Here is a 1,460-nt window from a genome sequence, read left to right as displayed (position 1 = left end):
CCCCATGGCTCGCCCCCAGCAGCGCGGGCGCCGGGACGACGTGCAGCGACTGCGCCACCAGCCGGGGCCCCACGTGCAGCAGCGACTCCAGGTGCTCGCTCCCCGCGCCCAGCCGCTTCAGCTCCTCCGCGCCCAGCTCCGCCCCCACCACCAGGTAGCCCACCGGCGCTCCATTGGCCTGGAGCGGCTGCGCCACCGCGAGCAGCGGCGCCCCCGTGGCCGGCAGCAGCACCTGCCCCTGCTGGCGCACCACCTTGGGAAGGCCCGGCAGGTTCTCCTCGCCCGTGGACGCGATCACCGAACCGTCCACGCCCACCAGCGCCAGCAGGTCCACGCCCAGCACCGCGCGCTGCTCGTTCAACAGCGTGGCCGCTTCCGAGCGCTCCCGGGAGAAGGCCCGCGTGAACGCGGCGTTGGCCGCCGCCACGTGCCCCAGTTCCGTCAGGACCCGCAGCTCCTGCTCCTTCAGCGCCTGCCAGCGGGTCGAATCCCGCGTCAGGGCGGAGGCCATCTCGGACTCCACGCGCGAGCGCAGCGACAGCCCCATCAACGTCACGGTGAGCAGCGTGAGGGCGATAACGACGGCGGTGAGGGCCGCGGTCAGGCGTGCGGCAAGACTGAGCGTCATACGCAACGGGTGCTCGGACGAGGGGAGGGGGACGCGAGGGGGGAGTCCCCAGATTAACCTGGAATAAACGAAGGATTGAAGTCCCTGTGTCGGGTGACTCCCCCTCCGTCCGGCCGGACCCATCGCGTCGGGTCGGCGGTCAGGACCGACCTGTGGGGTTCAGGGCCCCGCACTCCCAGCGTGTGACACGGCGGGGAGGCGCTCAGACCGCCACGCGCAGCACCACGGCGGTGATGTTGTCGCGGCCACCGGCCTCGTAGGCGGCGGAGACCAACGCGTCACACGCGGCCTGGGCGGAGGACGCGCGCAGCTGCTCCTTCAGCACCTCCGGGCCCAGCGGCTCATACAGCCCGTCCGAGCACAGGAGGAAGATGTCCCCGGGCTGCGTCTCCAGCCGCTGCAGGGTGGGCTCCGCGTTCTCCGTGCCCAGGGCGCGGGTGATGAGATGGCGCAGGTTGGCCGGGTTGCCGGGCGGCTCGCGCCCGGCCGCGCGCAGCTCCTCGATGAGCGAGTGGTCGCGCGTGAGCGACTCCAGGCGGCCCTCGCGCAGGCGGTACAGGCGGCTGTCGCCCACGTGGGCCACCGCGGCCCAGCGCTCTCCCACCGCGAGCGCCACCACCGTGGAGGCCATCTCCTTGAGCTTGCCCACGCGGCGCACGCGCAGCGTGCGCTGGGCGAGCGCGGTGCACGCGGCCAGGTAGTTCTCCTCGCGGCTCCTTGCGGGGTCCACGGCATCCGGCCAGGTGCCGTCGCGGTCGCGGTCCAGCCGGTCGCTGAAGCCCGCGAAGGTGTCCACCACGCACTGGCTGGCGACCTCCCCACCCTCCTGCCC

1 protein-coding gene and 1 pseudogene are annotated in these 1,460 nt (G+C 73.2%); both read right to left on the bottom strand.

The annotated features are described in order from the left end of the window. Nucleotides 1–628: pseudogene (locus D7W79_RS41940) on the bottom strand (methyl-accepting chemotaxis protein); the annotation flags it as partial. Nucleotides 629–830: 202 nt separating this feature from the next. Continuing rightward, a partial coding sequence (locus D7W79_RS41935; RefSeq protein ID WP_147442359.1) for a PP2C family protein-serine/threonine phosphatase occupies nt 831–1,460 on the bottom strand: 630 nt, incomplete at its 5' end.

This window comes from Corallococcus exercitus (genome assembly GCF_003611585.1).
GTDB lineage: Bacteria > Myxococcota > Myxococcia > Myxococcales > Myxococcaceae > Corallococcus > Corallococcus exercitus.
The sequence above is the reverse complement of the archived record's forward strand: the minus strand, read 5'-3'. Positions and strand labels throughout refer to the sequence as shown.